This window comes from Propionivibrio sp., assembly GCF_049316945.1.
In the GTDB taxonomy this organism is placed as follows: Bacteria; Pseudomonadota; Gammaproteobacteria; order Burkholderiales; family Rhodocyclaceae; genus Propionivibrio.
In genome coordinates, this window is record NZ_JBMOJE010000172.1 from 1 (window position 1) to 8,007 (window position 8,007).

Genomic DNA, 8,007 nt, shown 5'->3' on the forward strand with positions numbered 1-8,007 from the left:
GATTTAACCCCGTGCAGCAAGATTCGTTCCACTTCGGTTGTGCGCTATTACTTATCGGCTGTCCAGTTTCAGCGCCAGCTCGGACTTTCGCGCTACGAAACGGCGTTTCAAATTCTTCACAAGCTCCGCGCCGGCATGGTGCGACCGGATCAGGACCGGATCGGCGGCAAGCGGGATGTCGTCGTAGAAGCCGATGAAACCTACGTGGGCGGTCGCACGCGGGGTAAAGGCCGAGGCGTTCACGATATGGTCATCGTGGCCTGTGCCGTCGAAGTACGCCAGCGAAAAGGTGCCAGCAGCCTCAACAAGCGAAAGACCGGGCGTTACGCCGGACGCGTCAGGCTCGCGGTGGTGCCGGACCGAAGCGCCAAGTCGCTGGTCGGTTTCATCGAGCATGCCGTTGCGACAGGTTCCTCCATTATTACCGATGACTGGAGCAGCTATGCGACGCTCGGAAAACGCGGATATCTTCATACCGCCGTCGCGGAGCGCGGCGATATGCAAGTCGCCGAAACCTTCCTGCCCATTGTTCATCTTGTGTTCTCCAATCTCAAAACCTGGCTTCGCGGCATCCATCACAGCGTCAGCGAGCAACACCTGCAGGCGTACCTCAACGAGTTCACCTTCCGTTTCAACCGCCGCTTTTATCCATTCAACGCCTTCCGACCCCTGCTCGGCATCGCTGGCGATGTCCAAGCGCCGACCTATGCCGAGCTTTATTCCGCGAAATCACGAAACACTACATCTAGTAAGTGCCTGTGACAACCGGATAAGCACGCAATCAGATAGACGAACTGGACCCCGGCCTTCGCCGGGGTGACGAGGGAAGAGATCAGGCTGGTATGAATTTTTCACAGCCTCTCAGACCTGGAACACAGATTCCATCAACTGAATTTCTTGGGATGGGACTCCCTGATGTCGCGCCAGGGCCTGCCAGCCCGTTACCGCGGCCACCACTTCGGAGATGATGTGAAATGCTTCGTCACGCGTCAGCCGGTAGAAGTCGTGCGTCTCACCCAGCACATCAATGTCTGGTGTAGCAATCGCCCCGTCCCAGGTGAGCGCGTGCTCGTTCTTGTCAGGGTTCGGGTTCATGTCGAACGCCGGGCTAAGCCGCCACCCGCTTCGGGTGAGCAGGAAGCCATGATTACGCAGATGGTCATCCCGGTTTCCGACGACAAGGCTGAACGCTGCTCGGCGAAACAGCTGCGCCAAGTCGTCTTCAAGCCCAACCCCTCCGCTGTCTTCCAGCACCTGCGCTATGTCGAGATAGCTACCGTCCGGCTCGCCGTCCTGGCGCGCGAGCAATGTCATCGCCGAGGCATACAGCCGTCGTGATGCCGGAGCCAAGAGGTCCACTTTCTGGCGGTCGAACCGTTCAACGCAGAACGTGTGGTACTGCGCGCCCAAACGAAGATACTGCGCCGCCGGAACATCGATGCCAGCTTTCCGGGCAAGCGCATGGGTAATGAACTCCCAAGCCCCCCAGTCACGCCGGTCATTACGGGAGGGGAACTTGGCAAGCCACAAACGACCATCAGCTTCACGGAAGGTTGCCTTCGGCCGCGCGCCACCCAGTGATGTGCCGGGTGCCAGCAGCATGGACAACCACTTACGATATTCGGGGCGTTCTTCAGCGGAAGGGTCTTCCAGATTCGCCACTACATCCGCCAACTCGCCCAAGCTAGTCACCGGTGGGACGGCGCGCATCTCGTCCGGCGCCACGAACGGGGTCTCAGGGCTAAAGCGGAATCTCAGAGCTCCTGTTCGCGTCATATCGCTAACCCCCAGCATGAAGTCGAAGTCAGTCAGGCGCTGCATCGTGCGCTTTTCGTCTTTGGCGGCAAGCGCCTCTCTACGCTCCATAAGCACCCGGCCCCAGCGGTCTGGTGCGACATCGAGGAAAATACCGAACCACCGGGTTTTGCTCGGGTGTTGCTCGCCGGCAATCAGTGGCAGCTGCGGGTCTAGCGCAAACTTTCGAGGAGACTTCAGCCAAACCGCATCATAGGCGAACGACGGCGGGAGGTCCGTTCGAGCGTCATGCGGGTAGAGCGTACCTACCCGCACGAGACCTTCATGAATCTCAGAGGCATCCAGCCAGACTTCCAGGGTTACGCGTGCCATGGTCACGGTTTCTTTTTAAGGAGGCTGCTAAACAGGGGCTGCACGCCGGGAGTCGTGGTGGCGAGATGCCCTGGCAGGGCGCGCCGTGGTGGCCGAGGCCCTCGCCCGGGCATCTCCTCGAGCGTGACCTGGTCCTGCAGCTTGCGACCCAACGGATCCTCCTGGGCTACAAGCGCCAGGCTCGACTCGAGCCCCAGGATGCGCAATGCCTTGAGGTACATCCCCAGCGCCACACCTGTGTCTCCGCTCTCCAGCCGTGCCAACGTGTTCCGTGAGATGCCCATCCGTTCGGCAAACAGCGTGGAGGAGAGCTTGCGACGCCCGCGTGCCAGCGCCAGCCGGCCCCCAAAGTCTTGGGCCAGCTTCTGGAGGTCGGAGCTGATGGCAGGTTGGATTCGGGGCATAAATGGAGGCTTTGGGCTAGGATGCTCAAAGTATAGCGCACCTTCTACAAATTGACAAATAACTTGAGCAAAACGCCTTTGTTTTGCGCCACATATGTAACAATCCAAGACGATAGGGGATGAGGGTGGCGCCCACCTGACCTACCAAGGCGCAGTGCAGGCAGGACTTTATCTGGCCCGAATTAAATTGTATTCAGGGCAATTTGAGCGACATCGGCCCCTACTGTGTGTCCGGCAGCCCCGAAAATGCTTCGGTGAGTGTCATAATTCTTCGCTCCACAAAGCGAGAGAGTAGACACTGTTTTTCGGGAGTTCACAAGACCATGTCATAAGTTGTTGATAGTAAACGTTTTTATTCATTGGTTTGCGACATTCGCGTAAGCGATTGCCCTGCCTGGACCTCGCAGCGCGACCATCTGCTGCTGGCCATGCTCTACAACACGGGGGGCACGGGTTTCTGAAATTATCGGTGTGCGCGTGGCCGACGTGGTTCTGGACTGCGCGCCTTGCGTACATCTGCGCGGCAAAGGCCGCAAGCAACGCTCGACACCTTTGTGGAAGAGCACGGTTCAGGAGATTCGCGCCTGGCTGCGGCGAAACCCAGCACTGGGAACAAATGACACCCACCCGACGCCTTGATGGCGTTCCTGCAAGCGCTATAAACTATGCATACAGCCTCGCCGGCTCAGAGCAAAGTGGGATTGAGCCGGTGAGAGTTGCAGATCACCAAATCTGCATAGTTTCATCCTCTGCATAGGGGTCGTAATGCATAGCTATGCATTACGACCCAAAGGAGCCAGTGGGGGAAAATGAAAGCGGACCTTCGCGGCGAAAGCAGAAAATTGATAAGCAGCCATTCGAAATCCGAAAGTAATATTTTGGAGCGAACGTATCTTGGTGGCCGTTATGGAAAGCTTTCCATAACGGCCATTGTACTAAACCGCTGACGCGGTAGTGGCAGTTTACCCGCCCTAATCGTTACCTCAGATTCCCAAAGCACTCCGATCGGAGAAAGATGAAATTGCTGCTGCTTGCAGCACTTCACTCACTCTTGATAAGGAGCTTGACCATGACCCCACTACGCCGGCGGATGCTTGAAGACATGGCAATCCGCAATCTCGCCGAGAACACCCAATCGTCCTGCATTCAGCAGGTCATCGCCTACGCAAAACACTTTCACCGTACCCCGGAAGAACTGGGTCCGGAAGAGATTCGAGCCTATCAGCTCCATCTGACACAAACCCGAGGGCTCTCGGCGAGCAGTGTCAGTGTTGCCACCGGCGCGTTGCGCTTCCTGTACAAGGTAACGCTCAAGCGCGCCTGGTCCATTGACGAGATACCGATGCCCAAGCGCCCCTTCAAGTTGCCGGTGATTCTCAGTCGCGAGGAAGTAATGCACTTCCTGGAGTCGATCGACAGCCGCAAGCACCGCGCTATTCTGATGGTCGCCTATGCGGCGGGCTTGCGCGTCTCCGAGGCCAGGTTCAACTGCCACCGACGATACCGACGCCCCCGGCTCATTTCTGAGACCGGACATGCGTGCCACCGGGCTCGAGGTGGCGGACATCTTTCGCCAGGCCGGGCCCCGCTACCGTGAGCAACATGCTACGGCACTCAGCTGTGGGCAACGTGGCGTCATGAGCGCCATCGAGCGTTGCCGTACTGCTGCGCTTGGCGGACACGTCGAGCAGTGTGATGCCTGCGGTCACCAGCGCATTGCCTTCAACAGTTGCAGAAATCGCCACTGCCCGAAGTGTCAGTCCCTGGTGCGTGCGCAATGGCTGGAAGATCGCCAGGCCGATCTCCTTCCGGTGGAGTATTTCCATGTGGTCTTTACACTGCCCGAGGTGGTCGCGGCGATTGCCTATCAGAACAAGGCGGTGGTCTACGATCTCCTGTTTCGCGCCACCGCCGAAACCTTGCGCACGATCGCCGCCGATCCGAAGCATCTGGGGGCCGAGATCGGCTTCATCGCCATCCTGCATACCTGGGGGCAAAATCTGCTGCACCACCCGCATCTGCATTGTCTGGTCCCGGGCGGTGGTCTGAGTGCGGATGGCGAGCGCTGGATTTCTTGCCGCCCGGGTTTCTTTCTGCCGGTGCGTGTGCTTTCACGACTGTTTCGCCGGCTGTTTCTGGAACAGTTTCAGCGTGCGTTTGATGCCGGCGATCTGCACTTTTATCACGCGCTTGAAGAACTTCAGGCGCCCGCGGCCTTCGCCCGCTATCTGGCACCAGTGCGGAAAACCGAGTGGGTGGTTTACGCCAAACCGCCCTTTGGCGGACCCCGGCAGGTCCTCGAGTATCTCGGTCGCTACACGCATCGTGTCGCCATTTCCAACAACCGGCTGATCAACTTCGCTGATGATCAGGTCCGCTTTCGCTGGAAGGATTACCGCCATGAATCGCGCCCGAAGGTCATGCAGTTGGCGGCCGACGAATTCATTCGCCGCTTTCTGCTTCATGTGCTGCCGAGCGGTTTTCAACGGATTCGGCATTACGGTTTCCTGGCCAACCGCTACCGTGCGGTCAAGCTTGAACGTTGCCGGCAGTTGCTGGCCGAACCCGCTCCGATCATCCCTGTTCCCGACGCGCCTCTCGACTACCGCGACCGCTACCAGTTGCTCACCGGAAAATCGTTGCGGGACTGCCCGAAGTGCGGCCAGGGCCACATGGTTTGCATCGAGACCTTTCTGCCGGGCACCTTGCCTCGCGGGCCGCCGGAGAAGCGCTGATGAACGCTAACGCCATCGCACACTTGAACGCTTCCGTGATTTCCTTGCGGAACGGCGGATTTCCTTTGGGCGGGAACGCCACATCCAAACCCTGCGCTCACCTGGCCGGCTTTGTCTGGCCATCAAACAGCACGTCGCGACCCTCCTGCATTCTAGGAACTTTCAGGCAATCAACTGCCTGGGCTTCATTGATAGGCGATCCGCATCAAGCTTCTACTTTCACCGACGCTGCCACTCTGATTCAATCCCCATAGCACCACGGTCAGTGCCCGCTGGTTTAGCACAACAGGATTTTTAGCCTACCGGACGCGGAATACGTAATGCGCCTCTCTTCAGCCTTGGTGCGCCGCGCCCGCTAACCTAAAAACCCTCTGCCTTGCCTGCCACTCGAAGAACTCCTCCATAGCACTCATTCGCAAGGACTCTGGGGCTTGTCGTGCAGCCCGAAACAAATTGGAACGGTGTACATTGACGTATTTACATAGCCTGTGAAACAGAATATAGTAAATCCATCAATGGCATAGATAGGTCTTGACAGTGGAACGGTTCTAATTGATCCTTTAAAAATTGCGGCTTGAAGCTACAGTCCTATATTTTTCCGCATCAGAACTGTTCCGTTACAACACATTACATTTAGGAGTGCAGATGAGAACTTCAGGCGTAATTTTTGGATTGTTGCTCTTTTTGGCAACTTCCTTTTCTAGCTTGGCATTTGCTCAAACGCCAAGGCAGGAAGTCGATCCTTGGACTGTCGTACCGACGGATATGGGCCAGCCCAAGAATGGCCGGTGCCCCACTGACTCTGTTCTGGACAATGATTATAAAGGTGGGCCAACGTGCTTGAAGTGCCCTCAAGGGACGCCGTACGAGATTGCTACGAAGCTATGTGTAAAATGCCCCAGCGGCTTTGGATTTGATCGTCGTGCTGGTAAATGCAGCAAATAATGTTTTGTTGCCAGCACCTGGAAGCGTGATGTACTGAAATTGACGGCACAGGGATGTTTGGCCGGATGCGGTTGCGAGCGATGACGAAGTCTCGAAGATTGACACTTGGTTCCGTCCGTCGTTGACAACGAATTTGGCGACGTCATCGATTGCCTCCCATATATTGGGTAGCTGGCACATTTTCGCGGCGTCCCTGCCGCACGGTTGAGCACATTAGCATATGATTCATCAGGCCAGTAGTGGCGGGCAACCCTTCCCGCTATTTTCCGGTCAGTTGTTGCGGCCCGTTGCCAGCAGTTGCTCGCGGTGTCTAGCAGTTCTCGGGCGAATACGCTTCGGCTGCTGCACCTGAGAATGCTACAAGGCAACTACTCAGGTTCTCATTGAAAATCCCGATAGGGGTAGAGAAGGACTCTCGTCCTAACCTCCCTCAGAACTGTGCGTGCGGTTCTCCCGCACACAGCTCTCCAGTTGAGAGTTTCTACATCGTGACTGAATATCCATTCTACGTCCCAAGCAGTGAGAGCACGTTGAATAGCGGTAACTTACGTTCCCGATTCAATTACCAGAACCATCAGCCTTCGACTTCTCCGCAGTTGGCCGGAACCGTTGGAGTTGATCCCCTTTCGTGCGCAGCTAGACGAATATTGTCGTTGGGCGAAGGAGGAACGTGGATTCACGACGGCGACTGTCAATCAGAGCCGTTGGCACATAAAGAGCTTTCTATGCTGGTACGGCACGTTCAACCGAGCGCTAGCAGATCTCCAGCCAAGCGATGTCGATACCTACCTGACTCACCGAAGCGATGGCGGTTGGTGTCGCACAACGATAAGCCGGGTCGCGACAATACTTCGTATGTTCTTTCGCTATGCGAAAGAACTTGTTTCCTAAGGGATGAGCTGCTCCGATCTTAATTTGACTGACCGGTTTGGAGAAACGCGACCGTCCGCAAGGGGTCGGATGCCGACCGTCAGCACCATCTAATACTGCGTTATCTATCGCAAACAATTTGTGCGCTGCGTCAAGTGAGCCTCGCGTCAATCACGGAATCCGGATATCCGAATATTCAACCCGTGGGATGCGCAGAGTTAAACCATGCCGGCTTGCAAGCCTCTCCAATAGGCGATCTACAGCAATGCAGCCTAGCCAATAAATACGGCGTTCTTCAGGCATGCAGGCTGTAGATCGCCTATCCATGGGGACTTAACCGATCGTCGATCAGTTCAACCCAGTGGCGAACGGGTGTTGCTGTACCGCTCCGAAGGGTAAGGCTCCGTCGCTACCGCATGTACTCCTCCATCAAGCTCGTGCATTCTGGGTATTTTTCCGAAGGCACTGGTTATGGCGAGGCGTGGAGCTGAATTTTGGCGGGGTCAACTAGAAGCGTGGCATCGTATCTTCATGTCGCACTCCCGGGCCAGGGTAACGCGACCGCCAGCAGGCTGCGGCTGTCGAGTTTGGCGTAGATGAGGGAGGTGTTCAGTGAGCGATGGCGTAGAACATCAGAGACCTCTTTGAGGGAACTGCCATGTTCCAGCATGCGATGGGCCAAAGTATGGCGCAGCGCATGGACGCGGCCATGCTTCAGGCCGATGCGTTGATAAGCGTCGCGGATGAGTCGATGTACTGCATCCGGGCTGATGGGAACATCGTGTGGGGCGAGACGGCGCACGAAGACATCTTGGTTCGTGGTCGCAGGACGTTCAAAGCGAAGATAGTCCATGATTGCCTGGCCTGTAGTAGTGTCCCTCCTGCAAACTTGCATGAAATGGTTCATCAACCTTGGTAACTTTGTC

7 protein-coding genes are annotated in these 8,007 nt (G+C 56.6%); 4 read left to right on the plus strand and 3 right to left on the minus strand.

All coding sequences use genetic code 11. The features are described from left to right. A partial coding sequence (locus tag ACOYNV_RS23910) for an IS1595 family transposase (protein WP_422902318.1) occupies positions 1-762 on the plus strand: 762 nt, incomplete at its 5' end. 99 nt (positions 763-861) lie between these two features. On the opposite strand, the gene ACOYNV_RS23915 is transcribed toward ACOYNV_RS23910, so the two are convergent. Together ACOYNV_RS23915 and ACOYNV_RS23920 are read right to left on the minus strand one after the other, a co-directional pair. After that, a complete protein-coding gene (locus ACOYNV_RS23915) occupies positions 862-2,127 on the minus strand; it encodes a type II toxin-antitoxin system HipA family toxin (protein ID WP_422902319.1) in 1,266 nt (421 codons plus the stop codon). Between the two features lie 2 nt (positions 2,128-2,129). Continuing rightward, positions 2,130-2,531, minus strand: a complete 402-nt coding sequence (locus tag ACOYNV_RS23920; protein ID WP_422902320.1) for a helix-turn-helix domain-containing protein — start codon at positions 2,529-2,531, stop codon at positions 2,130-2,132. A 1,069-nt stretch (positions 2,532-3,600) separates the two neighbouring features. On the opposite strand from ACOYNV_RS23920, the gene ACOYNV_RS23925 reads away from it, so the two are divergent. The 3 genes from ACOYNV_RS23925 (at position 3,601) to ACOYNV_RS23935 (ending at position 7,102) form a co-directional block, all read left to right on the plus strand. Further along, positions 3,601-4,128 carry a tyrosine-type recombinase/integrase gene (locus ACOYNV_RS23925; protein ID WP_422902321.1) on the plus strand — a complete coding sequence of 176 codons (528 nt, stop codon included), beginning with the start codon at positions 3,601-3,603 and terminating at the stop codon, positions 4,126-4,128. Beyond that, positions 4,067-5,266, plus strand: coding sequence for an IS91 family transposase (locus ACOYNV_RS23930; protein WP_422902322.1), 1,200 nt, complete (start codon positions 4,067-4,069; stop codon positions 5,264-5,266). The genes ACOYNV_RS23925 and ACOYNV_RS23930 overlap by 62 nt, the downstream gene beginning before the upstream one ends. A 1,560-nt stretch (positions 5,267-6,826) precedes the next feature. After that, complete coding sequence (locus ACOYNV_RS23935; RefSeq protein ID WP_422902324.1) at positions 6,827-7,102, plus strand: site-specific integrase; 276 nt, start codon at positions 6,827-6,829, stop codon at positions 7,100-7,102. 508 nt (positions 7,103-7,610) lie between these two features. On the opposite strand, the gene ACOYNV_RS23940 is transcribed toward ACOYNV_RS23935, so the two are convergent. Continuing rightward, the coding region (locus ACOYNV_RS23940) for a tyrosine-type recombinase/integrase (RefSeq protein WP_422902323.1) at positions 7,611-8,007 on the minus strand (397 nt) is incomplete at its 5' end.

Bases quoted from the DNA above. Each gene is read 5' to 3' on its own strand.
- ACOYNV_RS23925 (WP_422902321.1), top strand. From the start codon at position 3,601: ATGACCCCACTACGCCGGCGGATGCTTGAAGACATGGCAATCCGCAAT.
- ACOYNV_RS23915 (WP_422902319.1), bottom strand. From the start codon at position 2,127: ATGGCACGCGTAACCCTGGAAGTCTGGCTGGATGCCTCTGAGATTCAT.
- ACOYNV_RS23930 (WP_422902322.1), top strand. From the start codon at position 4,067: ATGCGTGCCACCGGGCTCGAGGTGGCGGACATCTTTCGCCAGGCCGGG.
- ACOYNV_RS23920 (WP_422902320.1), bottom strand. From the start codon at position 2,531: ATGCCCCGAATCCAACCTGCCATCAGCTCCGACCTCCAGAAGCTGGCC.